This is a genomic window from Opitutus sp. ER46 (assembly GCF_003054705.1).
Classification (GTDB): domain Bacteria; phylum Verrucomicrobiota; class Verrucomicrobiia; order Opitutales; family Opitutaceae; genus ER46.
Map to the genome: position 1 here is coordinate 133,537 of NZ_QAYX01000025.1, position 26,927 is coordinate 160,463.

21 protein-coding genes are annotated in these 26,927 nt (G+C 69.5%); 11 read left to right on the forward strand and 10 right to left on the reverse strand.

Translation table 11 applies throughout. The features are described from left to right. Positions 1-6 precede the first annotated feature (6 nt). Complete coding sequence (locus DB354_RS18875; protein ID WP_107837201.1) at positions 7-2,433, reverse strand: ABC transporter permease; 2,427 nt, start codon at positions 2,431-2,433, stop codon at positions 7-9. Positions 2,434-2,830: 397 nt separating this feature from the next. On the opposite strand from DB354_RS18875, the gene DB354_RS18880 reads away from it, so the two are divergent. Beyond that, complete coding sequence (locus DB354_RS18880) at positions 2,831-3,862, forward strand: NADP-dependent oxidoreductase (RefSeq protein WP_107837202.1); 1,032 nt, start codon at positions 2,831-2,833, stop codon at positions 3,860-3,862. 21 nt (positions 3,863-3,883) lie between these two features. Here the strand turns inward: DB354_RS18880 and DB354_RS18885 are convergent, their stop codons facing one another. The 8 genes from DB354_RS18885 to DB354_RS18920 all read right to left on the reverse strand — a co-directional run bounded on the left by DB354_RS18885 (position 3,884) and on the right by DB354_RS18920 (position 14,686). Further along, positions 3,884-6,301: a DEAD/DEAH box helicase gene (locus DB354_RS18885; RefSeq protein WP_107837203.1), complete on the reverse strand. Its 2,418-nt coding sequence runs from the start codon at positions 6,299-6,301 to the stop codon at positions 3,884-3,886. 100 nt (positions 6,302-6,401) lie between these two features. After that, positions 6,402-7,658, reverse strand: a complete 1,257-nt coding sequence (locus tag DB354_RS18890; RefSeq protein ID WP_107837204.1) for a glycosyltransferase family 1 protein — start codon at positions 7,656-7,658, stop codon at positions 6,402-6,404. A gap of 17 nt (positions 7,659-7,675) precedes the next feature. Then, a complete protein-coding gene (locus tag DB354_RS18895) occupies positions 7,676-8,869 on the reverse strand; it encodes an alkaline phosphatase family protein (RefSeq protein WP_107837205.1) in 1,194 nt (397 codons plus the stop codon). Continuing rightward, positions 8,866-10,767 (reverse strand): SpoIIE family protein phosphatase, encoded by a 1,902-nt coding sequence (locus DB354_RS18900; RefSeq protein WP_107837206.1) that lies wholly within the window; start codon positions 10,765-10,767, stop codon positions 8,866-8,868. Before DB354_RS18900 ends, DB354_RS18895 begins: the two co-directional genes overlap by 4 nt. Positions 10,768-10,888: 121 nt before the next feature. Continuing rightward, positions 10,889-11,197, reverse strand: coding sequence for an STAS domain-containing protein (locus DB354_RS18905; protein WP_107837207.1), 309 nt, complete (start codon positions 11,195-11,197; stop codon positions 10,889-10,891). Positions 11,198-11,250: 53 nt separating this feature from the next. Next, positions 11,251-12,573 (reverse strand): sugar transferase, encoded by a 1,323-nt coding sequence (locus tag DB354_RS18910; RefSeq protein ID WP_107837208.1) that lies wholly within the window; start codon positions 12,571-12,573, stop codon positions 11,251-11,253. Next, positions 12,573-13,475 carry a sugar transferase gene (locus DB354_RS18915; protein WP_199226891.1) on the reverse strand — a complete coding sequence of 301 codons (903 nt, stop codon included), beginning with the start codon at positions 13,473-13,475 and terminating at the stop codon, positions 12,573-12,575. Before DB354_RS18915 ends, DB354_RS18910 begins: the two co-directional genes overlap by 1 nt. Beyond that, positions 13,472-14,686, reverse strand: a complete 1,215-nt coding sequence (locus tag DB354_RS18920; RefSeq protein WP_107837209.1) for a glycosyltransferase family 4 protein — start codon at positions 14,684-14,686, stop codon at positions 13,472-13,474. The genes DB354_RS18915 and DB354_RS18920 overlap by 4 nt, the downstream gene beginning before the upstream one ends. Before the next feature lie 376 nt (positions 14,687-15,062). Between DB354_RS18920 and DB354_RS18925 the strand changes: the two genes are divergently transcribed. From DB354_RS18925 to DB354_RS18955, 7 genes are all read left to right on the forward strand, one after another. After that, positions 15,063-15,998: an STAS domain-containing protein gene (locus DB354_RS18925; RefSeq protein ID WP_107837210.1), complete on the forward strand. Its 936-nt coding sequence runs from the start codon at positions 15,063-15,065 to the stop codon at positions 15,996-15,998. 30 nt (positions 15,999-16,028) lie between these two features. Continuing rightward, positions 16,029-16,403, forward strand: coding sequence for an STAS domain-containing protein (locus DB354_RS18930; RefSeq protein ID WP_107837759.1), 375 nt, complete (start codon positions 16,029-16,031; stop codon positions 16,401-16,403). Then, positions 16,366-16,800 carry an anti-sigma regulatory factor gene (locus tag DB354_RS18935; protein ID WP_233256699.1) on the forward strand — a complete coding sequence of 145 codons (435 nt, stop codon included), beginning with the start codon at positions 16,366-16,368 and terminating at the stop codon, positions 16,798-16,800. Before DB354_RS18930 ends, DB354_RS18935 begins: the two co-directional genes overlap by 38 nt. Before the next feature lies 1 nt (position 16,801). Then, positions 16,802-17,422, forward strand: coding sequence for a SpoIIE family protein phosphatase (locus tag DB354_RS18940; RefSeq protein WP_158277609.1), 621 nt, complete (start codon positions 16,802-16,804; stop codon positions 17,420-17,422). Beyond that, positions 17,419-18,963 (forward strand): PAS domain S-box protein, encoded by a 1,545-nt coding sequence (locus tag DB354_RS18945; RefSeq protein WP_107837213.1) that lies wholly within the window; start codon positions 17,419-17,421, stop codon positions 18,961-18,963. The genes DB354_RS18940 and DB354_RS18945 overlap by 4 nt, the downstream gene beginning before the upstream one ends. 18 nt (positions 18,964-18,981) lie before the next feature. Further along, positions 18,982-19,653: a response regulator transcription factor gene (locus DB354_RS18950; RefSeq protein WP_107837214.1), complete on the forward strand. Its 672-nt coding sequence runs from the start codon at positions 18,982-18,984 to the stop codon at positions 19,651-19,653. Positions 19,654-19,797: 144 nt separating this feature from the next. Then, the gene (locus tag DB354_RS18955) at positions 19,798-20,208 is read left to right on the forward strand and encodes an OsmC family protein (protein ID WP_107837215.1); all 411 of its coding nucleotides are present in this window, start codon (positions 19,798-19,800) and stop codon (positions 20,206-20,208) included. A gap of 117 nt (positions 20,209-20,325) precedes the next feature. On the opposite strand, the gene DB354_RS18960 is transcribed toward DB354_RS18955, so the two are convergent. Beyond that, positions 20,326-20,787 carry a hypothetical protein gene (locus DB354_RS18960; protein ID WP_107837216.1) on the reverse strand — a complete coding sequence of 154 codons (462 nt, stop codon included), beginning with the start codon at positions 20,785-20,787 and terminating at the stop codon, positions 20,326-20,328. Between the two features lie 85 nt (positions 20,788-20,872). Here DB354_RS18960 and argH point away from each other — a divergent pair, with 85 nt between their 5' ends. From argH to DB354_RS18975, 3 genes are all read left to right on the forward strand, one after another. After that, entirely contained in the window at positions 20,873-22,291 is a 1,419-nt protein-coding gene (gene argH, locus DB354_RS18965; RefSeq protein WP_107837217.1) for an argininosuccinate lyase, read from the forward strand. A gap of 22 nt (positions 22,292-22,313) precedes the next feature. Further along, positions 22,314-24,203 (forward strand): DNA mismatch repair endonuclease MutL, encoded by a 1,890-nt coding sequence (mutL, locus tag DB354_RS18970; RefSeq protein WP_107837218.1) that lies wholly within the window; start codon positions 22,314-22,316, stop codon positions 24,201-24,203. A gap of 110 nt (positions 24,204-24,313) precedes the next feature. Beyond that, positions 24,314-26,884: a glycogen/starch/alpha-glucan phosphorylase gene (locus tag DB354_RS18975; protein ID WP_107837219.1), complete on the forward strand. Its 2,571-nt coding sequence runs from the start codon at positions 24,314-24,316 to the stop codon at positions 26,882-26,884. The last annotated feature ends 43 nt before the right edge of the window (positions 26,885-26,927 follow it).

A 26,927-nucleotide genomic window follows, 5' to 3' on the forward strand; every position in this document is an offset into this window, starting at 1 on the left:
GAAAAGTCATTCGGCCCGCAGCGCCTCGACCGGATCCACGCGCATGGCGCGCCGGGCCGGGACCACACAGGCGAAGCCCGCGACGCCCAGCAACAGAGCTGGGATAAGCGCGAAAGTCAGCGGGTCGAACGGACTCACGCCGTAGAGAAATCCCTGCAGCAGGCGCGTCAGCGCGACGGCGAGGCCGAGCCCGACGACGATGCCGGCGAGCCCCAGGGCGAGTCCCTGGCGCAGGACCTGGGCCAGCAGGTCGCGTGGTTGCGCGCCGAGCGCGAGACGCACGCCGAACTCGCGTGTCCGTTGCGACACCGCGTAGGCGATGACCGCATACACGCCCATGGCCGCGAGGAGGAGGGCGACGCCACCGAGCAGAAGGAGCAGGCTCGACGCGACGCGGGGCATGAAGAAGGACATCGCGACGTGGCCGGTGAGCGTGCGGGTGCGCAGGAGTTCCACGCCGGGATCGAGCTGGCGCAACGCCTGGCGGATCGGCGCGGCGGCGGACTCGGCGGCGCCGCGGGCCAGCACGCAGATGCTCAGGTCGAGGTCCGGCACGCCCTGCTGATACGGCAGGAACAGGAAGGGATCCGGTTCCTCGTTGAGCCGGTTGTATTTCCCGGCGCGAGCTACGCCGACGATGGTGCGCCATTCGCCGCTGGCGCGGAAGCGGCGGCCAATCGGGTCCTGACCGGGCCAGAACCGGCGGGCGAAGTGCTCGTTCACGATCGCGACCCGCGGCGCGGCGGCGTCGTCGGCATCGGTGAAGTCACGCCCGGTCACTAGCGGAATCCGCAGGGTGGCAAAGTACCGCGGCGAGACGACGGCGAGCTCGTACGTCGGATTGTGGCTCGGCAGGGGCTCGTAGCCCTCGACGTACACGCCAGTGCCTTTGCAGCCCTCGAGCCCGAGCGGAAACCAACTCGCCAGGGCGGCCTCCTCGATCGCCGGCTCGGCGGCGAGCCGCTGGCGCAGTTCCCGGTAGAATGGCAGGGCGGTGGTCGCGTTGTAGCCGTTCATCCCGATCTGGAGGTGGCCGAGGAGTACGCGGTCGGGATTGAAGCCGATGTCGACCTGGCGCGCCTGCTGCAGCCCCTTCGCGCACAGCCCGGCGCTTACGAGCAGGACGAGCGCGAGCGACACCTCGCCGATCACGAGCAGCCGCCGCAACCGGTGGTGGCCGACGCCGGCGCCGCTGCCGCGACCGCCCTCCTTGAGCGCGGTGTTGACGTCGGTCCGCGCCGCGTGGAGTGCCGGCGCGAGGCCGAAGAGCAGGCCCGTGGCGATGGCGATGCCGATGGTCAGCGTCAGCGTGAGCGGATCGAGCGAGAAGGTGAGGACGTTTTCCCGCGCGATCTCCGTCGGGAGCAGCCACACCACCGAGTCCACCGTCCAACTCGCGATGCACAGCCCGAGGCACGCCCCGAGCAGCGCGAGCAGCACGCTCTCGGTGAGGAACTGGCGGATCAGCTGGGCGCGGCTGGCGCCGGCGGCGAGCCGGATGGCGATCTCGCGGCGGCGGTCGACCGCTCGCGCGAGGAGGAGGTTGGCGACATTGGCGATGACGATGAGCTGGACGCCCATGCTGACGGCGAGGAGCAGGCGAAGCGTGGGACCGAAGACGGTCTGGCCGCCCCAGGGGCATTCGGTCAGCGGCACGAGCCGGTAGCGCGCATTGCGGCTCTCCTTCGGGTACGCCTGCTGCAGGCGCGGTTCGGTGGCGGCGACGGCGGCGCGCGCCTGCGCAAGGGAAACGCCCGGCTGCAACCGCACGAGGTTGTGCCAGCCGCGCGCGGTCCGCTCCGTGAGAAAGAAGCGCCCCTGGTTGCGAACCTCGGTGATCATCGAGGCGGGAGCCCAAAGGTCGAAGCGGGCGGGCGGCAGTGAACCATCGAACGCATCGGGCACCACGCCGACGATCGTGAAAGACTGCCGGTTGAGATCGACGACGCGGCCCACGATGTCGGGTGCGGCGGCGAAGCGACGCCGCCAGAGCCGCTCGCTGATCACCAGCACGAAGTTGCCGCTAGGCGTCTGGTCCTCCTGTGGCAGGAACGTCCGGCCGAGCAGCGGCCGCACCCCCAGCACATCGAAGAAGTTCGCCGTCACCACCTGCGCCTTCAACCACTCGGGTTGCTGCTCGGTGGTGAGGCAGACCGGGGTGGGCATGCTGGCGAACGCGCCGGCGAACAGCGTGCGGTCGGCCGTGAAGTCCCGTAGATCCGGCAAGGACACGTTCCCGCCCCCCTGATTCGAGACGAGCACCACGAGTTCTTCCTGGTCGGCGACGCCGGGTAGCGGGTGCAGGACGAACCGCTGCAGCCAGGCGAGGACCGTGGCATTGGCGGCGATGCCCAGGGCGAGCGAAAGCACGACCACGGCGGTGAAGCCGGGAGATTTGAAAAGCTGACGGACGGCGAAACGGAGATCGTGCATGACCACTGCGAAGGAACCGGCCGCGATGGCCGGCAGGGAGCTGGAAGACGGAACGGATCGACGAGCGGCCCGTCGACGGCAGTGGGAGTGGGGAACGGGTCCCGTTTAGCACCCGGCGTTCCAAGCGCGAATTCGGCTGTGGCTACGAGGGAAACGAGACTGCGGGAGCCGCGTGACATCGCCTCCGGCGCGCCGGAAACGGGATCGGGCTTCCCAAAATTGGGACGGATGGACGACGCGGCTGGAGGCGGGGGCGGAGACGACGGAGTTCGCGCCCGTCTTGACGTCTCGCGGCTCGCTCACTCGTTGTCGCGAACCGGTGGCAAGTTTCGGCGCCCACGTTGCGATCTGTCACCGTTCCTCAGCGCATCCCACACCATTGGTCCAAGGAGAACTCATGTCGTCGCCCACTGCCCGCAATCACCGCATCGTCCTCGCCGCCCATCCCAAGGGGCGGCCGCGTCCCGAGGATTTCCGCCTCGAGGAGGTGGCGGTCCCGGAACCGCGCGAAGGCGAGGTGCTGTTGCGCACGCTGGACCTGTCACTCGATCCGTACATGCGCGGCCTGATGAACCCGATCGGTCCGTCCTATGCGCCCGCGGTGAAGATTGGGGATCCGATGGCAGGCGGGACGATCAATCGGATCGTGGCGTCCCGTCATCCGCGGCTGCGGGTGGGCGAGCTCGTGGTCGGCAGCGCCGGCTGGCAGGAGTACGCGACCTCGAACGGCCAGGGACTCATTCCGCTCGGACAGATGCCACATCCTTCGCTCGCCCTCGGCGGACTTGGCATGCCGGGCTTCACCGCCTACGTGGGCCTGCTCGACATCGGGCGGCCGAAGCCGGGGGAGACGGTCGTCGTGGCGGCGGCCACGGGCGGTGTCGGCTCGGTGGTCGGCCAGATCGCGCGACTCAAAGGCGCGCGGGTGGTGGGCATTGCGGGCGGCGCGGAAAAGTGTCGTTACGCCGTCGATGAACTTGGTTTCGATACGTGTCTCGATCATCTCGCGCCGGAGTTACCCAAGCGCCTGGCGGAGGCGTGTCCGAAAGGCATCGATGTCTATTTCGAGAACGTCGGAGGCCCGGTGCTCTCGGCCGTGGTGCCGCTGCTCAACAACGACGCGCGCATGCCCGTGTGCGGGGTGATCGCGCATTACAATGAGGAGGAGTCCGCCGGACCGGATCGGCTCCCGGGTTTCCTCGGCACGCTCATCCAAAAGCGGATCACGGTGCAGGGGTTCATCATCCTCGATCACTACGCGACGCGTTTTGAGGCCTTCCGGCGGGAGGCCGGAGAGTGGCATGCCGCCGGCAAGCTGAAGCTGCGCGAGGATGTGGTGCACGGACTCGAGCGCGCACCCGAGGCCTTCATCGGGCTGCTCGAGGGCCGCAACTTCGGCAAGGTCGTCGTTCACGTGGCCGACGCCTGAACGGGGGGCGGCGGCCGCGCCTTAGCGGCGCGCGAGCAGGCCTTTGAGGTCGGCGAGGGAGAGCCGTGCGGCCGCGGCGTCGCTGGCCTCGAAGACGTCGGCCAGCAACGCGCGCTTCTCCGCCTGGAGGGCGAGGACCTTCTCCTCGACTGTGCCGGAGGCGATGAGCTTGTAGCTGGTGACGGTGCGCTTCTGTCCAATGCGGTGCGCGCGGTCCGTCGCCTGGGCCTCGGCGGCGGGGTTCCACCACGGGTCGTAGATGACGACCGTGTCGGCGCCGGTGAGGTTGAGGCCGGTGCCGCCCGCCTTGAGCGAGAGCAGGAACAGCGGCACGTCGGCGTCCCTTTGGAAACGGTCCACCTCAGCCTGCCGGGCGCGCGCGGGCATCGAGCCATCGAGGTAGCAATACGGCATCGCCTGTGCGTCGAGCTCGGCGCGGAGGAGCGCGAGCAGGGAGGTGAACTGCGAGAAGACGAGTACGCGGTGGCCGTCGTCGACCGCCTCCTCGAGCAATTCGCGAAACGCGTCGAGCTTGGCGGAAGGGACCGATCCCGGTTCGGCCGGCGCCCCGCCGTCCACGTCGCCCGGGCGCACGAGCCGCGGATCACAGCAGATCTGGCGGAGCCGAAGCAGTTGGGTGAGAGCGGCAAATTTGAGCTTGGCCTCGCTGGCGCCGGCGGCCTCGAGGTCGAACAACTCGCGCTCCGACGTCTCCTGGGTTTCCCGGTAAAGCGCGGCCTGGGCGGGCGGCAGCTCGCACCAGACGACCTGCTCGATCTTGTCGGGCAGCTCGGGCGCGACGCTGCGCTTGGTGCGCCGGAGAATGTACGGGGCGGTCTGGGCGCGGAGGCGCTCGTCGTACCAGGCGCGCTCGTCGCCGCGAAGCCCCGCCGGGACGCGCGTGATGTAGCCGGGGAGCAGGAATTCGAACAGCGAGCGGAGGTCATCGAGCGAGTTCTCCACGGGAGTGCCGGTGAGGAGAAAACGCGCGCGGGCGGTGAGTGCGCGCAGGGCGGCGGCGTTCTGCGAGCGCCGGTTCTTGATGTGCTGCGCCTCGTCCGCGATGACGCACGCGAACTCCACCGCGGTGAACCGGGCCTGGTCGCGCGTGAGGGTGCCGTAACTGGTGATGATCAGGTCGTGCGCGGTGAACTCGTCGGCGGAGGCGAGCCGCTGCTCGGCGTGGTGGACGAACACGCGCAGTCCGGGGGCGAACCGCGCGGCCTCGCGCCGCCAGTTTTCCAGCAGCGACGCGGGACACACCACGAGCGCCGCGCCGGCGCGCGGATCGGCGGCCTGCGCGGCGGAGAGCAGCGCGAGCGCCTGGATCGTCTTACCCAGCCCCATCTCGTCCGCGAGGATGCCGCCGAGCGTGTGCCGCTGGAGGTGCCAGAGCCACGCGACGCCGAGCCGTTGGTAGGGGCGCAGCAGCGCGTCGAGTTCGCCGGGCACCGGCGCCGGCTCGAGGGCGGTGAGGTTGCGCAGCGCGGCGCTGCGTTCGCGCCAGGCGTCCGGCGGCTGGAAGTTGGGCGAGAGCTCCGCGAGGATCTCCTGCACTTCCGCGACGCGGGCGGGGGAGACAGTGACGGTGCGCTGCGGCGCGACGGGCGCGGCGGGATCGCCGGCGAGCGCGCGCTGCGCGATGGCGAGTCTCTCCAGCTTCCGGGTGTCGAGCAGGAAGACCTTGCCGCCGGTCTCGACGTAGCCGCGGTTGGAGGCGATGGCGCTGCGCAGTGTGGCGGGGTCGGTGTCGCCGGCGCGCACCCCGAGCCCGACCGAGAAGCCGCCGCCGGTGCTGCCGACGTCGGCCGTGATCTCCGCCGGGCGCACGCGCGCCGTGTTCTTCTCGAAGTTCGGCGTCAGCTCCGCGCCGAAGCGCTCCCGGAGTTCGCCCAAGTGCGAGGCGAGAAAGTTGAGCGTCTTGTGGCGGTCGCGGAGCCACCACTTGCGGTTGGAGGGTTCGAGCGCGAAACCGTTCTCCTTCAGCAGGGCGAGCATGTCCTCGTACTGCGGGTGCTCGCGCGACGGGAGTGAGATCGCGAGGAAGTGCTCGGAGCCGTCGACGACAACCGGCGTGAAGCCGCGCCCGCGCGGCGCCTCGGGGCGGCGGGAGGCTGGGCCGGCGGCTTGGGACGTCGCGGTTGACGCGGGCGGTGGCTCGACGGGTCGCAGCAGGTCCTCGTGCTTCCACCAGGTGAGCTGGCCATTCTCGACAAAGATGGCCTGCGTGCCGGCGGCCGTGGCCAGCTCGCGCAACTGGGCGCGATTGAGCTGGATGAACGTCGGTGGCGTGGGTGTGCCGCACCAACGCTGCAGCAAAGCCAGCACCGGCAGGAGCACCGGGGCGGGTGGGACGCTGAGGTCCAATTCGACGCGCAGCGGCACCGCGTTGCGGACGACAGCGGCGGCGAAATTGGGCGGGAGATGCAGGCGAAGCATACGGGCGGCGGGCCAGGGAGTGGCGACGGCCGCCCCGCATCCAATGCCCAATTGCGGAAACGCCAAGCCCAAGTCCGCCGCTCCCGCGCCGAGCGTCCGCTCAGGCGGGTTGGCGCACGGCGTCGTGACACGCGGCCAGCAGGCCCGTGGCGGTGTTATCCCAGGAGAATCGCGCGGCCCAGCGCGGACCGTCCTGCTCGCAACGCGCGCGCAGGGCGGCGTCCTGCGTCACCCGGCGCAGCGCCTGCGCGATGGCGTCCTCCCGATGCGGCGAGCATTGGACGCCGAGCGGGCCGACGACCTCGGGCAGGGCGCCGGTGTTGGCGACGCAGACCGGGCGGCCGGCGCAGAGTCCCTCGAGCGCGGGCAGGCCGAAGCCCTCGTGCAGCCCGAGCATCAGCACGGCATCGGCGCCGGCGATGAGCGCGGGCAGGCGGTCGGCCGGCTGATACCCCAGAAACGTCACGGCGGCCTCGAGGTGCCGTTCGCGCACGAGGGCGCGCAGGAGTTCGCCCGCGCCCCAGTCCGCACCGGAGAGTGCGAGGCGGTGGGTGGCGGCGAGGCCGGAGGCGGCAAAGGCGCGCAGGAGCCGGACGTGGTTCTTGCCCGGATGTTCGAGGCGCGCCGGGTAGAGCAGGTAAGGACGATCGGCGAGGCCGGTCTCGCGGCGGGCGGTGGCGACACGCGGGCTGTCGTGGCTGAGCCCCTCGAAAGGCGCGGCGTTCACGCCGTTGTACACTACCTGCACACGTCGCGCGGGGATGCCGAGCCGCTCCACGAGGTCGCGGCGAGTTGTCTGGCTGACAGCCACGAGGCTCCGGGCGCGTTGAAAGCCGGGGACGAGAACCCGGTGGAAGTACGTCATGCGGAGCCGATCGTATTTCCGGCCGATCTGGAGCTGCGCGAGATCGTGCACGATTGCGACGGTGGGCAGCGCGGCGGAACGCGTGAGCCGGCGATTGGCGGCGGGCAGCAGCAGCGCGTCGGCCCCGAGGGAACGGGCAAAGGCGGCCGAGCGGGTGAGATGCCACAGCGCGTTCAGACCGGGTTGCAGCGGCACGACGCGCAGCGGGATCTGGTCGGCCCCGTGCAAGGCGAACGCATACGCGGCGAGCTCGGCGGGGTGGCCGAAGACGCTCAACCGGCCGCCGTCGGCGCGGAGCTGGCTGATCAGCCGCGGGAGCCACTCGCGCACGCAGGTGCCGATCCCGGAACGTCCGAGGTCCGTGCCCCCAAGCGTGCAGGCGACGTGCAAGCCCGGGTGGCGCGGCGCGGCGGACGCGCGGGAAATCAGTTCGGGGGCGGAAGGTCGTGGCGTGCGGGCCGCCACGGCAGCGCCGGCAGGGGCGGGAGGCATGGGCGCGGGGAAGTGGGTCAGCTTGCGAGCACGGTGGCGTGGCGGCCCGCGCAGTTGGCGGTATGGGCGGCCTCGGCCTCGTGGGTCATGAGCTTGTACATGTCGGGGATGGCCGTGATGCCGGCGGGCACGTGCGGCTGGTTGCTCATCAACGCGGCGAAGCTGTGGGGCTCGTCGGGGTGGTAGCCGTGCATGGCCCGGATGGGGCGGGCGCCCATGTGGCTCGGCACGATGAGCGTGCCTTCGCGCAGGAGGTAGATGAGCTCGCCGAAATACCGGTCCGGAAAATAGGTGCCCAGGTCCGTCAGTTCCGCATCGCTGAGAATCTCGCCCTGCGGGATGCGTTCGAGGCAGGTGGTGATCTTCTGGCGCGCGGCTTCGTGGTGGAACCAGAAGCGCGCCATCGTGGAGTCGTACACCACGGCGTAATCAACGTGCAGCCGCAGACCGAGCGCGTCGATCCGCGCGCGCAGGTCGATGTGCTCGTCGCAGTTCGCCATCCCGTGGTCGCTGAAGATGTAGAGGCGCACGTCCTCGTAGTGGGCCTGTGCGACCGCCATCAGCTGGTCGATGCGCCGCTCGTAATCGCGGAGCATGGCCGGGACCTCGGGCGCGTCGTTGCCGACCCGGTGCATGAGCCCGTCCAGCTGCGGCCAATACAGGAAGGCGAAGTCGAGGGTCTCGGTCTTGAGGTCGTCGATCAGGGCCGTGAGGTTGCCGGCCTCGCCGCGCGCGGGCTCGCTCACGTGGTAGGGAATGCGGCGCTCGGTGAGAAAATCGAAGATGTTGGTGCCGCGGTTCATCCCGCCCGGCCGCAGCGGACTCTTCTTCTCCGTGAAGTCGTAGTGCGCGATGTCGCGGAACGGCATGTTGTAAAGGTCGAAGTAGCCCTTGAATCCGAGGCGGCGCTTGGCCCAGGCCGAGAGCACGTTGCGGACCCGCCGGCGGGAGGTGAGGGCGGACGGCAGCCAGCGCATCCAGCGCAGCGACTGGAAGGGCGAGTGCGCGGGGTCGTACACGAAGTAGGACCAGTTGCGGTGCTCGCTCGGATAGCGGCCGGAGAGAATGGAGGGGATGCACGCCGAACTGTAGCCGAAGACCGAACGGAGCTGCCGCCGATGCGGTGCGACCCGGCGGACAAACGGGTCGTCTTTGATGATCTGCCAGCCACAGGCATCGATGAACACGAACAGCGATAGGACGGGTCTCATGGAAAGGAAGGAGTTGAAGACGCGGGAGAGAAGGTGAACGGCCTCCGGGCGGGCACTGGGCCCGCGGTGAAGTCGCCGGTCGTGCGCGTGGCCGCGGCGGGCGCCCCGGCCGGGACTTGTTCCAGCAGGCAGAGAAAGGCCTGGTCGTCGCGCAGCGGGCGGCCGCCGCCGAAACGCTTGAGCTCGGCGGTGAGCTCGTCGCGCAGCACGGAGGCGTCGGGCGCGCGGCGGAAGTGCTCCCGGCACCAGTCCACCAGCCGCTCCTGCCCGAAGAAGTCGTCCAGCGCGCCCTGGGCCTCGGTGACGCCGTCGGTGTAGAGCAGCAGCCCGGCCGGCGCGGCGAGCGGCACGGTCAGCTCGCGATAGCGGGCGTGCGGCAGGATGCCCAGCGGGGTGCCGGCGACGCGCAGCGGCTGCACGGCCTCGGGCGAGGCGACGATCACCGGGCAATGGCCGGCGCTCGCGGCAATGAGCAGCCGCTGCCGGAGGTCCACCACGACGAGTTGGACCGTGACGAACATGCCGACGGTGGACAGCTCCTCGTACAGGAGCTCGTTCAGGCGGCGGAGGAGCTGCGCCGGGCGGCGGCTGCGGCCGACGAGCGCGCGGAGCAGGCTGCGCATGATGGTCGCGAACATCGCGGCCGGGACGCCCTTGCCCATGACGTCCGCGACGACGAGCAGCGCGGTGTCCGCGTCAATCGGGATGACGTCGTAGAAATCGCCGCCCACCTGGCGGGCGCTCTCCCAGTTGGCCGCGAGCGTGCAGCCGGGAAGTCGCGGCAGCTGGCGGGGCAGGAGCGCGCGCTGCATGCCGTGCGCGATGCCAAGCTCGTGGGCGACGAGGCGCGCATTCACGGCCTCCTCAAGGTGACGGGCGTTGACAACCTGCACGCCCAAAAATTCGGCGAACGTGCGGACCAACTCGGCTTCGAGTGGCGAAAACGCGCCACCCTCGCGTCGCCCGATGGCCAGCGTGCCGACGAGCTTTTCGCCGGTGAGGACGGGTTGGATGATCCCGCTCGCCCGCGGACCGACCGCCCGCAGCGGTTCCGCGGAGGTGGGCTGGCCGGTGAGCTCGAATTCCACGGCGCGGCGGGTGAAAGCGGCGGTGAGCTCGAGGACGGGCGTGGTCTTGAGCGAGGGATCGAGCGCGAGGGGAGCGCTGCGCAGCGCCGGGTCGGATACCGCGAACACCGCGAGCTGGGCGTCGCCGGCGGGCACGAGCCGGAGGATAAACCAGTCGGCGGCGGTAAGGTGCAGCAGGTCGGTGGCGAGTCGTTGCGCGAAGCCCTCGAGGTCGTTGGTGCGGCCCAGTTCCGCGGAGCAGCGGAAGATGGCGGCGAGGGTCTCGGAGCGAACGCAAAGCTCGCGGGCCATGCCGCTGATGGTCTGCTGGCAGCTTTCGAGCTGGCGCCGGGCGTCCTCGAGCGACGTCACCGTCGTCTCGAGTGCGGAACGATGGTGTTGCAGCCGCCGGGACTTGCGCATCACGAGCGTGTTGCGTCCGACGGCACGGTAGTAGCGCACGTCGTCCATGTAGGACTGGATCAGGAAGAGTCCGCGCCCACTTTCCCGGGCGGGATCGACGGGGGCGCGGCGTTCATGCAGCTCGAAGCCGCCGGTGTGGTCGGTGACGCGCAGTTCAATGCCGGTGCCGTGGACGGTGGCCTCGGCGACGACCGGCTCGCTGGTGGCGGTGTCGGCGGCGTACTGGACGGCGTTGTTGCATGCCTCGGCGAGGCACAGCTCGCACTGGAAGAGCTCGTGTTCGTCGAGGCCCTGTTCGCCGAGGAAGGCGCGCAGCAGCCGGGTGGCGCTCCGGGCGGCGGGAAGGTCGCAGTGGAAGACAACGCGGTTGGAGACGCCGCGCTCGGCGGGCAGCGGGGCGTCGTTCATCGCAGGGAGACGGGGCGACGGCGGAGGCCGCGGGCGGGGTCGCGGCGAGGCCGGAATACGCGCGCCTGCCGCCGCAGGGGCGGCGGGAGATGACGGACGATGGCGACGGGAGGCATGGCGATCAGCGCCGGGCGATCTCGTAGAGCTGGTGCAGTTGGGTGAGCTCGAAGAGCTGCTGGATCGGAGGTCGCGGGTTCAGGAGCCGCAGGGTGACGCCGTCGCGGGAGTGATTCGCGGCCTTGTAGAGTGCGAACAGCGCCCCCAGCCCGGAGCTGTCCACGAACTTCGTGTCGGTGAGGTCGATCTCGATGGAGGTCGGCGTCCGGGGCATGGCGGCGCGCACCTCGTCGCGGAACTGGGACGCGTTTACCGCGTTGAGTTCGCCGATTTCGCTGACGCGCAGGTTGGTTCCGTCGTGCTCGATTTTCATGGTTTGCTTGGGTGGCTGGGAGGGCGGCGGCGTTGGGCGCGGGCCGCCGCGGACTAAAGTTCCTGGCGGGTGGCGAGATCCTGCAGGGCGACGGGCGCCTCCTTGCGGCGCTGGCCGCGGACCGGCCAGACCATGGCGGCGCGCAGGAGGGCGCGCGTCAGGATCGACGTGTTGATCGCGGCGCCGGCGTGGACCGCGTAGTAACTGGCGTGGGCGATGGACTCTTCGGATACGCCGTCGGGGCAGCCCTGGGCATCCGCGAGCGAGATCATGCCCACCGGCGCGGTGAGCCAGAGCCGCTCGAAATCATTGGCGAGCGCAAGGGCCTGGGTGGGGCGGAGCGGGCGGTTGCCGATCCAGCACATGTCGCCGCGCACGACGTTCCAGAACTGCGGCCAGCGGCGCAGCCAGTTTTGGGCGCCCGTGAGCTCGTAGTAGGCGAAGGTGTCGTGGAGGGAACGGCGGCCGGCGGGCTGGCTGCGGAGGCCGAGCCGGAGTTGCCACGGCGCCTCGCCGCGGAGCAGGGAAAGTCCCACGACGCCGATCGCGGCGGGGACCGTGATGACGAGCGCGGCGGCCGCCAGGGCACGTCCGAGAAAGGTCGGCCGCAGGCGGTTGACGGGGCGGGTGCGCAGATCGGCGAGCAGGATCGGGTCGGGCACCTCGACCGATGACTGGGTGTGCCAGTTGACCAGGAGGGAGCCGTGGGCGAGCGAACGTTCGATCGAGACGAAGCGGCCGACGAAGGTGTCGGGGCCGACGATGCTCTCGACCACGCGGGCGCCGGTTTCGACGACGACGCGATCGTCGAGGATCGCGCTGGGGCCAATTTCGGCGTCAGCACCGATGCGCACGTAGTCGCCGATCCAGACCGGGGCCCGCAGGCGGGCGCGCGGGGAGATCTCGGCGCGCAGCCCCGCCCAAATGCCCGGCTGGACCTCGCGCACGCCGATGCGTCCCGGCGTGAGCGCGGCCGGCAGCCACGCGCGTTGTGCGGCGAACCAGCTCGCGTACGAATCCAGCAGCGGCAGGGCGGGCTGTCCCGGCAGGTGATCGATCAACGTGATCCCGGCCCCGGCCCAAGGGGTGCCGGGTGCACTGAAACGGGCACGCGCCTCCTCGACGGTGTATTCGTGCGCGGTGGGCAGGACCTCGACCTGGACGCCCCAGCGACGGCCGTCGCCGATGTGGGCTCGCACGCGATTCGGCCGGTCGGTGGCCAGCACGAGCACGCGTTGAGCCCCGCCCGTCGCGAGCGCCTCGATCCAGAGGTCGATCAGCGTGCGCCCAAGCAACGGGCACGTCACCAGGGGCGCTCGCGACGAGAGTTCGCCCAAGGGGGGGCGATCGGCGGGGCAAATGAGGATGGCGTTCATCAGTACGCCCCGTCGCCGGACAGGACGGCGGGGATGGTTTTGCAGAGAATCTTGAAGTCCTCGCGGAGGCTCCGGCTTTCGATGTAGCGGACGTCCAGCTGCACCTGACCGGGAAAATCGATGCTGGCGCGGCCGCTTACCTGCCAGATGCAGGTGATGCCCGGCTTCACCGCGAGCCGCCGGCGGTCGGCGAGGGAGTAGAGAGCGACCTCGCGGGGCACGGGGGGACGCGGGCCGACGAGAGACATGTCGCCGCGCAGGACGTTCACGAACTGCGGCAACTCATCGAGGGAGTATTTGCGCAGGATCCGGCCGACGCGCGTGATCCGGGGGTCGTGCTTCAACTTGAACGTGACGCCGGTCGTGTGCTGGTTGCGCGCGAGCAGCTCCTTGAGCCGCTCCTCGGCGTCGATCCGCATGGAGCGGAACTTGAGCATGCGAAACTCGCGGCCGAACTGCCCGACCCGGATCTGCCGGAAGAAGATGGGGCCGCGGTCCTCGAGCTTGATGAGGAGCGCGATGACGCAGAACAACGGGCTGAGGCCGGCGAGCGCGGCGCTGCTCAGGACCACGTCGACCAGCCGCTTCACGAGGAGGGTGCCGTCGACGACGCCGCGCCAAAGGAGCTGCTTCCAGCGCAGATACAGCCGCTGGCGACCGCGTCCCCATGGCGAGGCGAGTGTCGCGAAATGATCGATCGGCGCCCGGCGCGCCTGCCGGGACGCGGAATCGGCGGCGGGCGCGAGGGCCACCGTGAGCACGGGCGCGGGCGCCGTGGGCATGGCGCGGGTGGCGCGAGCAGCCTCGGCCGGGAGCGTGGCGGCGCGCAGGCCCGGCACGGCAAAGCGGGCGGAGCGCTCACCGCGGGCGACGACGGCAGGGGAGAGGGGCGCGGAGTTCATGCCAGGATGGGGGCGGGAGCGGAGGAGGCGTGCTTCCCACCGAGGGCGGAAAACAGCGCCTCGAGTCCGTTGATGTATTTGGGAAAACCGAAGCGCGCGCCGACCCATTCGCGGCCGTGTTCGCCCATGCGGCGGGCAAGGGGCTTGTCCCGCAGGAGTTCCTCGATGCCGGCGGCATAGCGGTCCCGGTCCATCCAGGGGACGAGGAAACCGTTCCAGCCGTCGAGCAGCCACTCGCGGATGGCGCCCGCGTCGAACGCGACCACCGGCAGGCCGTAGCGCATCGCCTCGAGGCCGACGGCTCCGAATGGCTCGGGCCAGACGGAGCTCATCAGCGCCACGCTGGCTTCCTGATAGTGCGCGGCGATCTCGGCCTGAGGCATGAAGCCGGTGAAGCGTACGCGATCCGCCAGGCCGAGCCGGCGGCAGAGCGCTCCGCAGTGCGCGCGGTGGCTGCCGTCGCCGACGATGACACAGTCGAAAACCTCGCGGACGCGGGCGAGCGCCTCGAGCAGGACATCGACGCCTTTGCCCCGGATGATCTGGCCGGCGTACACCAGGCGGTTGCGCGGGCCAAAGCTCGGCGCGATCCCGGCGACGGCGGGGGCGGGGACCGGGGCGTGGATCTCAATCTGAGCGGAGGTGAAGCCGTTGCGCCGGAGTTCCTCCCGCATGTACTCGCTGGCGACGATCACGCGGGCACAGCGACGCGTGAGCGCGATCTCCCGCTGGCGGGCGGTGTAGCTGACCCACTGCACTGGGAAACCGCCGGCGCGATTGCGCGCTAGCATGGCGCCGCACGGAAACATGCAGTAGCCGGACGCGGGACGCGTGCAGATTTCGCGGGTGAGTGGGTGATACCGGTACCCACGCATGCAATACAGGTCGTGGTCGTGGATCATCCGCACCACCGGCGCCGCGCCCGCGGTGAGCCCGTCGAGCGCGTCGAGATCGGAGAGCTTGTGCACGAACACGACGTCGGCCCTGAACGCCGCGAGCGCCGCCCGGGCTGCCGGGGTGCCACCGTGGGGCGGCAGCGCGTAACGCTCCCCAAAGGTCTCCTGCCAGCTCGCGATCTCCCGGCCGGTCGACGGTCCATGGAGCACGGCCAGCGTGTGGCCGCGGCGCTTCAGTTCGCGCGCGGTCACGAGGACGTTGGCCTCAGCCCCACCAAGGGCGCCGAATCGTTCGTGGACAAAGAGGAGTCGCATGGACGGGTTTCTTCCGATCTGTGACGAAAGGGTAACGAACGCGTCCGGGGGCTTGCAGTGGGTCTAGACCCAAAACGGCTTCAGGTGGGTCCCCACGCCCGACGCGGCGGCCCGCGCCCGCGGCGAGTGTGGCCCCGGGTGCGACTCATCTCCTCGGAAGCCGGACGGCCGGAGGGCCGGGCACACGTGGGCGGGGCGGCGCGCCGGTGCGGCCTCGTTTCGGGGCGGGGTCCGCCGGTCCGCCAAACTCCCCGCAGGCGGCAGGTGGGTGAATCCCTACCATGGTGGTCGCTCTCCGCCCTATTCTGGGGCTCAGCCGAACCAGATACAGTGATCACCTACCTCTCGCGTCCACGGCCCCTTCATTTCTCCAGCCATGAAACGGAAGCCCGCCTTCAAGATTCAGAACATCACCCATCCCTCCGCGCCGCTGGCGGACTATAGCGATCCCCTGCTGCGCGAACTCGTCTCCCACCTGCGCCAAAACCGCACCCAGTTGCGCGAGGAGTGGGCCCGGCGGATCACCGACGCCCAATTGCTGACCGCGATGACGAAGGAGGAGATTTTCTCCGAGGCGACGTCCGTGTACGACAACTACGTCGAGGTGCTGGAGACGGGCAGCGTGGAGGCGCTGCAGGCCTACGCGCGCAACCTTTCGGAGCGTATCATCCCGCGGGGCGTCGAAACGCACGAGGTGGTGGGCATCGTTCTCCTGCTCCGCGACGTGCTCGCGCGGTCGCTGTTCAAGAAGTACCAGGAGGACTTCACGTTGCTGAATCGCGTGCTCGACGCCTATGAGCCGGCGGCCAACCGCATTGCGAACACCGTGGCCGTGAGCTTCGTGCAGGAACGGGAGCGCGTCATCCGCCAGCAGCAGGAGGCGATCCGCGAGCTTTCCACCCCGGTGCTGCAGGTCCGCGAGCGGCTCCTCATTCTCCCGATGATCGGCGCCATCGACGCGCACCGCGCCCGCCAGCTCACGGAGCAGCTGCTGCGGGGCATCCGCGCGAACCGCGCCAAAGTCGTGGTGGTGGATATCACCGGCGTGCCGACGATCGACCAGGCGGTGGCGAACCACTTGGTCAAGACCGTCGAGGCGTCGCGCCTCATGGGCGCCAGCGTCATCATCACCGGCCTGTCGGCGGAGATCGCGCAGACGCTCGTCACGATCGGCGTCGATCTCAGCAAGATGAACGCGGTCGGCGACCTGCAGGGCGGCATCGAGGAGGCCGAGCTTCTCCTGGGCTACAAGGTCATCATCACCAACGAGCGGAGCGGGGCGCGCCCCGCGGCGGAGGTCAATCCCGCCTGAGCGGCTCCCATGCCCGGCTCCCTCCAGCCCATGCAGGTGCCCATCCTCAAGCAGGGGGACTACCTGATCGCCAGCATCCAGGCGGTGCTGTCGGACGCCGACCTCGTGCAACTGCGCGACAGCCTCGGCGCGCGGGTCGGCACGTACCGGTCGCGCGGCGTGATCATCGACGTGACGGTGCTCGACGTCATCGACTCCTTTGCGACGCGCATGCTCCGCGGCATCGCGCACATGCTGAAACTGCGCGGCGCCGAAACGGTGATCGTGGGCATCCAACCCGACGTGGCCTTCGCCATGGTCCAGTTGGGCCTGACGCTCGAAGGCGTGGGCACCGCGCTCGATCTGGAGGAGGGGCTCGCTTATCTCAATGCCCGGACCAAGCGAGTTGCTGTGGATGGAAGCTGAGGCGCCAACGGTGATCAGCTCCGCCGTCGACATCGTCACCGCGCGCCAGCGCGGGCGGGCGCTGGCGCTGGAGCTCGGCTTCAACGGCGCCGACGTGACGCTGATTGCGGCGGCGATCTCCGAGGTGGCGCGCAACATCGTTGACCACGCCAAGCACGGGGAGATCGCGATGACCGGGATCGAGTCGCCGGTTGGCGGCCGGCGCGGCATCGAGATCATCGCGCGCGACCAGGGACCCGGGATCCGGGACGTCGCGCAGGCGATGCAGTATGGCTATTCGACGCGCAAGGGCCTCGGCGTCGGCCTGCCCGGCGCAAAGTGGCTGATGGATGAGTTCGATATCGTGTCGGAGCTCGGCCGCGGGACCACGATCACGATGCGAAAGTGGAGGCGCTGACATGGATCGCCTGCCGCACCAGAACCAGGATCTCGTTTGGAGCGTGAGCGAACGCACGCGCGCCGGAGAGGCGGTGTCGGGTGACCGCCACCTCGTGGCGCCGACCCGTGATGGAGTGCTGATCGCGGTGATCGACGGTCTGGGCCACGGCGAGGAGGCGACACGCGCCGCCGAGCGGGCGCGGGCGGTGCTGACGGCGCAGCCGGAGGCGGACGTGGCCGAACTGGTGCGGCAATGCCACGAGGCTTTGCGGGACACGCGCGGCGCGGTGATGACGCTGCTGAGCCTGCGCCCCGCCGCGGGGGTGGGCCGGGCGCTCGGCGTGGGAAACGTGGAGGTGGTGCTGGTGCGGGCTGATCCGCAGGCGCGCCCCGCACGGGAGACGCTCCTGCTGCGCAATGGCGTGGTCGGGTACCAGTTGCCCGCGCTGCAGGTGAGCGAACTGGCGGTGGGGCCGGGTGACGTCATCGTCCTGGCTACCGACGGGGTCCGAGGAAGTTTTGCCGACGATGTGACCGCGACGATTCCGCCGGCGGAGCTGGCGGAGCAGATCCTGGCCCGGCACTACGGCGGCACCGACGACGCGCTCGTCCTGGCCGGCCGCGTGGGAGGTGGCGCATGAAGCCCGAGGCCTGGCGCCGGCTGGTGGGACCGTACCACGACGCGTTGGCGACGTACGCCGCGAGCGGGGAGGAGGAGCTCCTGCATCGCGCGTACGAGCTGGGGCGCGAGGCGCTGCAGGAAGGCTGCGGCGTGCTGGATATGGTGCGATTGCACCAGGAAGCGGTGGCAAAACTTGTGGCCTCGACGGCCACGCCGCTGGCCACGGTGCGGCTGGCGCGGGCGGTCGAGGCGTTCCTGATGGAGGCGTTGTCGCCCTTCGAGGCGGCGCATCGCGGGTTTCGCGACGCGTGCGAGCAACTGCGCGACCTCAATGGCACGCTGAAGGATCGCAACGCCCAGCTCGCGGCGGCCAACCGCCGGCTCGAGGAGGAAATTGTGGCCCGGAAGCGGGCGCAGGAGCGCGCGGAGGAGTCGGAGGCCAAGTTTCGGTCGGTCGTCGAATCGGCGCGGGACGGCATCGTGACGATCGCGCCGAACGGCCGCATCGAGGCGGTCAATCGCGGGGCCGAAGCGATGTTCGGTTACGAGCGCGGCGAGTTGCTGCGCAAGGTGTTCACGCGCCTGCTGCCGGCCACCCAGCGGATGCTGGCCCGCCAGCAGTTGCAGCGCCTCGCGACCGGCCGGGCGCGGCGGTTGCTCGAGCGGACGATCGAGCTTTGCGGCCGGCATCGCGACGGGACCGAGTTTCCCGTGGAGCTGAGCGTGGCCGCGTGGCGGACGCGCGACGGCGCGCGGTTCACCGGCATCGTGCGCGACATCAGCGATCGCAAGCAGGCCGAGACCGCGCTGCGAGAAAGCCGCGAACACTACATCCGGCTCTTCCGGGAGGCGCGCACGATGGAGGAGAACCTGCGGCGGTTGTCCAACCAGGTGCTCACCGCCCAGGAGGAGGAGCGAAAGCACATCAGCCGGGAGCTGCAGGACGAGATTGCGCAGACGCTGACCGCCGCAAACGTCAGCATCGCGTTGCTGCGGCGGCACGCCCAGGACAACCCGGCGCTCCTGCGCGGGGTGGAGGAGGCGCAGCGACTGCTCGAGCAGTGCATGGACCGGGTGCACAGTTTTGCGCGCGAACTGCGACCGTCGATGCTGGACCACCTCGGACCCTTTGCCGCGCTCTCCAGCTACGTGAAGTCGTACACCGGTCGGACCGGGGTCGCGGTGGACCTGGAGAACGCGCCCGAGGTCGGTTCGCTCGATCCGCAGATCGGCACCGTGCTGTACCGGGTGGCGCAGGATTGCCTCACGCGGGCGTTCCGCCAGGCACGGGCGACGCGCGTGCGCATCCGGTTCACCCCGTCGCCGCAGGCGGTCGCGATGGAGATCGCGGACAATGGCCGGCCGCCGGCGCGGGGGGCCGATGCCAGCCGGCAGCTGGAGCTGCTTGGGTTGCGCGAACGCGTCCGGCTCGTGCAGGGCGAGCTGACCGTCGAGCCCACGCCGGGCCGCGGCACCTGCCTGCGCATCCGCGTGCCGCTGCACCTGCCGCTTTCATCCGCCGTCGCCGCCACCCCGGCGGCCGACGGCGCCCAGGACTGAAACCAACCCACACCTCTCATGAACACCATCAAAGTAATGCTCGCAGATGACCACACCGTCGTGCGCCAGGGACTCCGCTCCCTCCTGGCCGCCGAATCCGACATCGAAGTTGTCGGCGAAGCGGAGAACGGCCGCCAGGCGGTGCAGATGGCGAAGAACCTCACGCCCGACATCGTCATCATGGACATCGCCATGCCGCAGTTGAACGGGCTCGAGGCGACGCGCCAGATCATCAAGGAGGCGATCCCGACCAAGATCCTGGTGCTGTCCTCGTACAGTGACGACGAATACGTGCATCAGCTCACCGAGGCGGGCGCGGCGGGCTACCTGATCAAGCAGACGGCCGCCAACGACCTCATCAAAGCCATCCGCGAGGCCTACAAGGGCAACGCCTTCTTCAGCCCGTCGATCTCGAAGCGGCTGCTGGACTACTACCGGGAGGCGTACCTCAAGGGTAAGCCGATCCGGAAGCACAGCGAACAGCTCACCTCGCGCGAACTCGAGGTTCTGCAGCTCGTGGCCGAGGGGAAGGTGAACAAGCAGATCGCCGCCGACCTCTGCATCAGCATCAAGACAGTCGAGAAGCACCGGCAGCAGGTGATGAACAAGCTCAACATCCACGACGTCGCCGGGCTGACCCGTTACGCGATTTCGCGCGGCATCATCGAGAGCACGCCGCAGCTCGCGTGACCCGCCGGCGAGGCGGTGGCGCGTGCCCACCGCGTATTGGCGGCGTCCCACCGGCAAAGGCCGGGGGCGGCGGCGGCGCGGGGAGCGGGGGAGTGCACGCACTCCGGGATTGCCGCGGGCGACCCGGCCGGGACACTTCGCGCCATGGTCAAGATTACCGGCGAGTACCAGGGCGGGCTGCATTGCACCGCGCGTCATGAACCCTCCGGCTCGGTGCTCGTCACCGACGCCCCGAAGGACAACCAAGGCAAGGGCGAGGCCTTCTCGCCGACCGATCTGGTCGCCACGGCGCTGGCGACGTGTATCGCGACGACGATGGCCATCGCGGCGCGGAAGCATGGCGTGGAGCTGAGCGGGCTGCGTTACGAAGTCACGAAGGAGATGTCGACCGACGCCCCGCGCCGTATCGCCCGCCTGGTGACGCAGGTGTGGATGCCGATCCCGGAGAGCCATCCCGCGGCCAAGCCGCTGATGGGCGCGGCGCACGCGTGTCCCGTGCACCAGAGCCTCCACCCGTCGGTCGAGATGCCGATCACGTTTCACTGGGCGCCGTGAAGGCAAATGCAGAATGGAGAATGTAGAATCTAGAATGCTCGTCCGCTAACCGCCGGCCTGATCGGTCGGATCAGTCCGATCAGTTGGCGCCGGGCGGCTGGCGCGCGGAGGGGCCGGTTACTTCGCCACCGCGGGAGGGAAGCGGTAGGTGGTGTTGAAGATGAGCTGAATCCGCGTGGACACGAACACCCGGACCTTGATGCGGCCGGAGGTGGCGTCCTGGGGCGTCGCCTTGCCCGCCACGCGCCGTTCGGAGCCGTCCTCGGTGCGGGCCTGGCCGGTGAACTCGATGGGTTCGCCGCGTGCGAGCTGCCGGAGCTGGTCGTCGGAGACGTCGACCCGGATGACGCCGGCCTCGTTGTAGAAGGCCCAGGGAAACACGTGTGCGGTGTAGCGGGAGGTGTAGCTGCCCTCGGCGCGGGTGAACGCGGGCATGGTGAGGCTGACGCTGCCGACGTAGATGGAGGTCTTGGTTGGGGCGATCTCCACCTGGCTGAACGCCACCACGCTGGCGTCGGCCGCGCCGGCCAGGGGGGCGAGGAGACCGAGCAGGAGGAGGGACAGCGCGGCGCGGAACATCGCCGCGAATGTGCGGGGGCGGGCGGCTCCCGCAACCATCTTTCGCGTTGCGCGGCGCCGGGGCGGCGGGTGATCTCTCCCGGTCATGGCCAAGCCTTCGCAAGCGACCTGGGGAGGACGTTTCACCGCTGCTCCCGCCGAATTGATGCTGCAGTTCAGCGAGTCCGTCTCGTTTGACCGCCGCCTGGCGCCTTTCGACATCGCGGGGAGCAAGGCGCATTCGGCCATGCTGGCCCACGTCGGGCTGATCACGACGAAGGAGCGGGACGCGATTCACGCCGGCCTGGATGAGATCCGGGCCGAGATCGAGGCCGGCACCTTCCGCTGGGACGTGAAGTTCGAGGACGTGCACATGAACATCGAGCAGGCGCTGACGAAGCGCGTGCCCGCCGCCGCCAAGCTGCACACCGCCCGGAGCCGCAATGATCAGGTCGCGACCGACATGCGGCTGTTCTTCAAGCACGCGTGCGGCGGGCTGCAGGAGAAGATTCTCGGGGCGCAGCGGGCGCTGCTCACGGTGGCGGAGGCGAACCGCGACGTGCTGATTCCCGGCTACACGCACCTGCAGCGGGCGCAGCCGGTTTACCTGGCGCATCATCTTTTTGCCTGGCTCGAGATGCTCGAGCGGGACCGGGCGCGGCTGGCGGACGTGGCGGAGCACGCCAACTGGTGTCCGCTGGGTTCCGGCGCGATCGCGGGCACGACACTTCCGATCGACCGTGAGTTCACCGCGCGGGCATTGGGCTTTGTCGACGCCCGCGGCCGGGCGCAGGTGACGCAGAACTCGATGGATACCGTGGCGGACCGCGACCTGTTCATCGAATTTGCGCACGCGTGCGCGCTCCTGGGCGTGCACTTCTCGCGGATGGCCGAGGACCTGATTCTCTGGAGCAGCGCGGAGTTCAAGTTCGTCGAACTGCCCGACGCCTTCTGCACCGGCTCCTCGCTGATGCCGCAGAAGAAGAACCCGGATTCCTGCGAACTCCTGCGCGGCAAGTCGGCGCGCCTGCAGGGCAACCTGCACACACTGCTCACGCTCACAAAGGGGCTGCCGCTCACCTACAACCGCGACCTGCAGGAGGACAAACCGCCGGTGTTCGACAGCCTCGACCAGGCGGCGATCTGCGCCGACGTGCTGGCGGGGACGATCGCCGGCATGACGGTGCATGCCGCGCGCTGTGCCGAGGCGGTGGCGGATCCCGCACTGCTCGCGACCGATCTCGCGGACTACCTTGTTTTGCGCGGCGTGCCCTTCCGGGACGCCCACCACGCGGTCGGGGCGGTGGTCCGCCTCGCCGAGAAGCAGGGGGTTGCCCTGAACCAACTTTCGTTCGCCGACGTGCGGGCGGTCCACGCGGCCTTCGCGGCGGACTGGCAGCAGGTCTTCGACCTGCAGCGGGCGCTTGCGCGCCGCACGGGCACGGGCATGCCGGGACCGCGGCAACTGGCGCGGCAAATCGCGCGCTGGCGGACGCTCCTCGGCGGCCGGAAGGCGCGTCGCTAGGCCCCCGGCGCCGGAACCAGGCATGGCGAAAGTACGGATACTGTCCGACCGGGTCGCGAACCAGATCGCGGCCGGCGAAGTCATCGAACGCCCGGCGGCGGTCGTGAAGGAGCTGGTCGAGAACTCGCTCGATGCAGGCGCCACCCGCATCGAGGTGGAGTTCCGCCATGGCGGCCGCTCGCTTCTCCGCGTCGAGGACAACGGCAGCGGGATGTCGCGGGACGACGCCCTGCTGGCGCTGGAGCGCCACGCGACGAGCAAGATTCACGAGGCGACGGACCTCGACCGGCTCGCCAGCTACGGTTTCCGCGGCGAGGCCCTGCCGTCGATCGCGAGCGTCTCGCGCTTTCAACTGCAGACCCGCGAGATCGGGGCCGACGTTGGCACCGAGGTGCTCGTGAACGGCGGCAAGTTCGTGCACGTCCGCGACTGCGGCCGGCCGGTGGGGACGCGGATCGAGGTCACGCACCTGTTCAATTCGGTGCCGGCGCGGCGCAAGTTCCTGAAGACCGACCAGACGGAGGCCGCGCACATCGTGCATCACGTGCGGCTGTACGCGCTGGCGTGCCCGGGTACGGCGTTCACGTTGATCGAGGACGGACGCGTCATTTTCCGGTCGCCGCAGTGCGCGAGCCTGAACGAACGGATCGCGGAGATTTTTGGCCGCCAGATCGCCGAGGGGCTCATCGAGCTCGAGGCGGCGGAGGCAGGGCAGAGCATCCGCGGACTGATCGGCAAACCCGGCGTCGGCCGGGCCACCCGGCACGAGATGATCGTGTTCGTGAACTCGCGGCCGGTGGACAGCCGCACGCTGAACTACGCCCTGATCGAGAGCTATCACGAGTCGCTGCCGAAGGGCCGGTACCCGCTGGCGTTCGTCTTCTACCAGTGCGATCCGGCAGCGGTGGATGTGAACGTCCATCCGGCCAAGCGCGAGGTGCGCTTCCGCAGCGAACCGCAGGTGCGCGGGTTTGTGATTCGCGCGGTGTTGCAGCGCCTGCGCGAACTGGCCGTGGCGGGGGCGCCGACGGGCGACGCCGCGACGTCCCCCGCGACCGCCTTGGTGGGATCGGCCTTGCCGCTGTCGCCGGCGTCCGTGCCACCGGGCGAGCCGCGGCCCACGCTCCCGCCGCCGCCGTCGGCGACTCTCGGTGTGATGCCGGTGGCGCGACCGCTGGCCGGCGCGACGCTGCCGAGCCCGGTTTTGCCGCCGGCGATTCACCGCGCGGATCTGCCGACGCTGGCCCGACCCCGCGCACCGGAGCTGCGGCCCCAGGCGCCGGGCACGCCGTCCGCGGCGGGGGTGTCGGCTCCCGCGGCGGCGGCTCCGATGCCCGCTCCCGCCTGGCGCTACCTCGGCCTGGCGCATGGGAGCTTTGCGTTGTTCGAGACCAATGCCGGGCTCGTGCTGCTCGATCGCCGGGCGGCGCATGAGCGCGTCTGGTTCGAGCGGCTGCGCGACCAGTTCCGGGCTGGAGAAGTGCCGAGCCAGCGGCTGCTGCTGCCGCTGCCGGTGGAACTCGACGCGATCGCGTCGGCGCTGCTGCTGGACCGGCTGGTGTTCCTGCAGGCGCACGGGCTGGAGGTGGCGGAATTCGGCCGGAACTTTTTCCGCATCGAGGCCGTTCCCGCGTGGATGGAGCCGGCGGATGCCGAACCGTTTCTGCGCGACCTGCTGGGGGCGTTTCGCAATGGGGCCATTCCGGACCGCAACACCGACCTCGCGCACGAGGAACTCGCGCGGCTGGCGGCGGCGAAGGCCGTGCGCTTGCCGGAGAACGCGGGCGAGCCCGAGTTGCGCGCCCTGGTCGCCCAGTTGTTTGCGACCCGGTCGCCGCTGACCAGCCCGGCCGGTCGGCCCACCTTCATCGAATTGAACCACAGCGAACTGGCCCGGCGGTTCCAACGGTGAGCCCGCGGGGCCGGAATTTTCCGGGTGGGCCGGTGGGGACCTAGGATTTTTCACATACCCCACGCTCGCGCTGGCACCCTTCTTGCCTCTATCTTCCGGCCCTCTGACGCATGTCCTCCGCCTCCAAACCGAAATCCACGCGTAACATGAAGTCGCCAAAGTCCGAATCCACCGGTGCAGGCACCGTTCCGTCAGCGGTCCAGCATGGTGGCTCGCCCCTCCCGCACCCGCACCAGCCTGGCGCCGACCCCGTCGTGGTGATGCGCGCGTTGATCCAGCGGCATCTCGTATCGACGTTGGCCCGACACACGGGCTCCGCCACGCCCCGGGACTGGTGGATTGCGACGACGCTCGCCGTTCGGGACACGATTCATGAGCGGCTGATCGCAACGCAGGCGGTGCACAACGCGCAGAACGCGCGGCGCCTGTACTACTTTTCGCTCGAGTACCTCATGGGCCGGTTGTTCGGCAATAACCTGCTCGCGACGGGGCTGTACGATGCCGCGAAAGGCGCGCTGGAGTCGCTCGGCCAGAACTTCGAGCAGGTGCGCGAGGCCGAGGTCGACATGGGCCTGGGCAACGGCGGCCTGGGCCGGCTCGCCGCGTGCTTCCTCGATTCGTTGTCCACGCTCGACTACCCGACGCTGGGCTACGGCATCTATTACGAGTTCGGCCTCTTCAAGCAGGTGTTCAGCCACGGCGCCCAGGTGGAGCACCCGGACAACTGGATGGTTTTTGGTGATCCGTGGGGCATCATCCGCCCGGAATACACGCAGGAGATCCAGATCTACGGCCGGGTGGAGAACGTGTTCGACGATCGGGGCAACTCGCGCCCGCGGTGGGTGGAGACGAAGACCATCCTCGGCGTGCCCCACGACATCCCGATCGCCGGCTACGGCACGAAGACCGTGAACCTCCTGCGCCTGTGGTCGTCCCGCGCCACGGAGGACTTCGACCTCGCGGCGTTCAACCGCGGCGGCTACGTCGAGGCGGTGCGGGAGAAGGCGATGGGCGAGACGCTCTCGAAGGTCCTTTATCCGAACGACAAGACCGAGAACGGCAAGGAGCTGCGCCTCGTGCAGCAGTACTTCTTTGTCGCCTGCTCGCTGCGCGACCTGCTCCGGCGGCATTTCCGCTCGCCCGGCAACTCCTGGACGAACTTCCCGGAAAAGGTGGCGGTGCAGCTCAACGACACGCACCCGGCGGTCGCGATCGCCGAGTTGATGCGCATCCTCCTCGACGAGCATGCGATGGCGTGGGATCCGGCGTGGGACATCGTCACCCGGACCTTCGCCTACACCAACCACACGCTCCTGCCGGAGGCGCTCGAAAAGTGGAGCGTGGCGCTGTTCGAGAAGGTGCTGCCGCGGCATCTGCAGATCATCTACCAGATCAACGACCAGCTCATGCGGCAGGTGGAGGCCAGATGGCCGCACGACACCGGCAAGAAGCGCGTGTGCTCCCTCATCGAGGAGGACGGCCACAAGAAGGTGCGGATGGCCAACCTCGCGGTGGTCGGCTCGCACACCGTGAACGGCGTCGCCGCGCTGCACACGGCGCTGCTGAAGAAGTCGCTGTTCCCGGAGTTCGACCAGCTGTACCCCGGCAAATTCCAGAACAAGACGAACGGCATCACGCCCCGGCGGTGGCTCTACAAGGCGAACCCCCGGCTCTCCGCGCTCATCTCGGATAAGATCGGCCATGACTGGGTCCGGGATCTCGACCAGTTGCGGCAGCTCGAGAAATGGGTGGACGATCCGGCGTTTCAGGAGGCGTTCATGGCCGTGAAGCGCGCGAACAAGGCCGACCTTGCCGCGCAGATCAAGATCGAGTGCGGCGTCGACGTTTCGCCCGACGCGCTGTTCGACGTGCAGATCAAGCGCCTGCACGAGTACAAGCGGCAGCACCTGAACCTGCTGCACATCCTCGCGCTGTACCGGCGGCTGTTGCAGAACCCCGCGCTCGACATCGTGCCGCGCGTGTTCGTCTTCGCCGCGAAAGCGGCCCCGGGCTACGAACTCGCGAAGAACATCATTCGCGCGATCAACGTGGTCGGGGCGCGCATCAACGGCGACGCCCGCATCAGCGGCAAGATCAAGGTCGCCTTCCTGCCGAACTACCGCGTCTCGCTGGCCGAACGGATCATTCCGGCGGCCGATCTCTCGGAGCAGATTTCGACCGCCGGCAAGGAGGCCTCGGGCACGGGCAACATGAAGCTGGCCCTGAACGGCGCGCTCACCATCGGCACGCTCGACGGCGCGAACGTCGAGATCCGCGAGGAGGTCGGCGAGGACAACATCTTCATCTTTGGCCTCACGGTGGAGGAGGTGGAGCAGTTGCACGCGCACGGCTACAACCCGTGGGACATCTATCATCGGGATGAGGAACTGCGCGCGGTCATCGACTGGCTCGGCAGCGATTACTTCACGCCCGGCGAACACGGCGCGTTTGGTCCGCTGCACCACAGCCTGCTGCAGGCCGGCGACCCGTACCTGGTGCTGGCCGACTTCCGCGCCTACAGCGACTGCCAGCTGCGGGTGGATGAGCTCTACCGCAACCGCTCGGCCTGGGCGCGGCAGGCCATCCTCAACAGCGCGCGCTGCGGCAAATTCTCGAGCGACCGCACGATTCGCGAGTACGCGAACGAAATCTGGAAGCTTTCACCGGTGCCCGTGAAGTGACGGCGGCTGGCCCGGCGCGGGGCCGGCTGGCGCCGGCGCGCCG

What these genes read in the sequence shown, in the direction of transcription:
- DB354_RS18935 (WP_233256699.1), top strand. Translation starts at nt 16,366, where the DNA reads ATGCCCGGACCAAGCGAGTTGCTGTGGATGGAAGCTGAGGCGCCAACG.
- DB354_RS18920 (WP_107837209.1), bottom strand. Translation starts at nt 14,686, where the DNA reads ATGCGACTCCTCTTTGTCCACGAACGATTCGGCGCCCTTGGTGGGGCT.
- DB354_RS18955 (WP_107837215.1), top strand. Translation starts at nt 19,798, where the DNA reads ATGGTCAAGATTACCGGCGAGTACCAGGGCGGGCTGCATTGCACCGCG.
- DB354_RS18895 (WP_107837205.1), bottom strand. Translation starts at nt 8,869, where the DNA reads ATGAGACCCGTCCTATCGCTGTTCGTGTTCATCGATGCCTGTGGCTGG.
- DB354_RS18975 (WP_107837219.1), top strand. Translation starts at nt 24,314, where the DNA reads ATGTCCTCCGCCTCCAAACCGAAATCCACGCGTAACATGAAGTCGCCA.
- DB354_RS18950 (WP_107837214.1), top strand. Translation starts at nt 18,982, where the DNA reads ATGAACACCATCAAAGTAATGCTCGCAGATGACCACACCGTCGTGCGC.
- DB354_RS18925 (WP_107837210.1), top strand. Translation starts at nt 15,063, where the DNA reads ATGAAACGGAAGCCCGCCTTCAAGATTCAGAACATCACCCATCCCTCC.
- DB354_RS18880 (WP_107837202.1), top strand. Translation starts at nt 2,831, where the DNA reads ATGTCGTCGCCCACTGCCCGCAATCACCGCATCGTCCTCGCCGCCCAT.
- DB354_RS18930 (WP_107837759.1), top strand. Translation starts at nt 16,029, where the DNA reads ATGCAGGTGCCCATCCTCAAGCAGGGGGACTACCTGATCGCCAGCATC.
- DB354_RS18885 (WP_107837203.1), bottom strand. Translation starts at nt 6,301, where the DNA reads ATGCTTCGCCTGCATCTCCCGCCCAATTTCGCCGCCGCTGTCGTCCGC.
- mutL (WP_107837218.1), top strand. Translation starts at nt 22,314, where the DNA reads ATGGCGAAAGTACGGATACTGTCCGACCGGGTCGCGAACCAGATCGCG.
- DB354_RS18945 (WP_107837213.1), top strand. Translation starts at nt 17,419, where the DNA reads ATGAAGCCCGAGGCCTGGCGCCGGCTGGTGGGACCGTACCACGACGCG.
- DB354_RS18960 (WP_107837216.1), bottom strand. Translation starts at nt 20,787, where the DNA reads ATGTTCCGCGCCGCGCTGTCCCTCCTCCTGCTCGGTCTCCTCGCCCCC.
- DB354_RS18905 (WP_107837207.1), bottom strand. Translation starts at nt 11,197, where the DNA reads ATGAAAATCGAGCACGACGGAACCAACCTGCGCGTCAGCGAAATCGGC.
- DB354_RS18900 (WP_107837206.1), bottom strand. Translation starts at nt 10,767, where the DNA reads ATGAACGACGCCCCGCTGCCCGCCGAGCGCGGCGTCTCCAACCGCGTT.
- argH (WP_107837217.1), top strand. Translation starts at nt 20,873, where the DNA reads ATGGCCAAGCCTTCGCAAGCGACCTGGGGAGGACGTTTCACCGCTGCT.
- DB354_RS18890 (WP_107837204.1), bottom strand. Translation starts at nt 7,658, where the DNA reads ATGCCTCCCGCCCCTGCCGGCGCTGCCGTGGCGGCCCGCACGCCACGA.
- DB354_RS18915 (WP_199226891.1), bottom strand. Translation starts at nt 13,475, where the DNA reads ATGAACTCCGCGCCCCTCTCCCCTGCCGTCGTCGCCCGCGGTGAGCGC.
- DB354_RS18910 (WP_107837208.1), bottom strand. Translation starts at nt 12,573, where the DNA reads ATGAACGCCATCCTCATTTGCCCCGCCGATCGCCCCCCCTTGGGCGAA.
- DB354_RS18875 (WP_107837201.1), bottom strand. Translation starts at nt 2,433, where the DNA reads ATGCACGATCTCCGTTTCGCCGTCCGTCAGCTTTTCAAATCTCCCGGC.
- DB354_RS18940 (WP_158277609.1), top strand. Translation starts at nt 16,802, where the DNA reads ATGGATCGCCTGCCGCACCAGAACCAGGATCTCGTTTGGAGCGTGAGC.